General features: G+C 47.4%; 1 protein-coding gene. It reads right to left on the reverse strand.

Annotated elements, in window-relative coordinates:
* Positions 1-323, reverse strand: a 323-nt coding sequence (locus AB4585_RS27185; RefSeq protein ID WP_372171852.1) for a LysE family translocator, incomplete at both ends; no start/stop codon positions are given.

Genomic DNA, 323 nt, shown 5'->3' on the forward strand with positions numbered 1-323 from the left:
CCAACATGCAAGGTACACCGGTTATGACCATGCCGCTAATGATGGTCACTACTTGAATTAGGTAGTCCGCATTTGGGGTGATGAACTGTGAGAACACGGTTAAAGAAGCAATCCAACCCTTAGGGTTCAATACTTGAACCAATACGCCGGAAACAAAGCCTGAACGTTTGTCCGTGGTGCTTTCTTCTATTTGAAGGTTGGCAATAGACCACGCCATGAACAACAAGTAAGCCGCACCCGCGTATTTTAAAATAGTGTACAGCTCTGGGTAGAGGCTAAACAGGCCCACTAAGCCGACGCTAGACCCTGCCAGTACGATGATA

This window comes from Vibrio sp. 10N.222.49.C9 (genome assembly GCF_041474985.1).
Classification (GTDB): Bacteria; Pseudomonadota; Gammaproteobacteria; order Enterobacterales; family Vibrionaceae; genus Vibrio; species Vibrio crassostreae_C.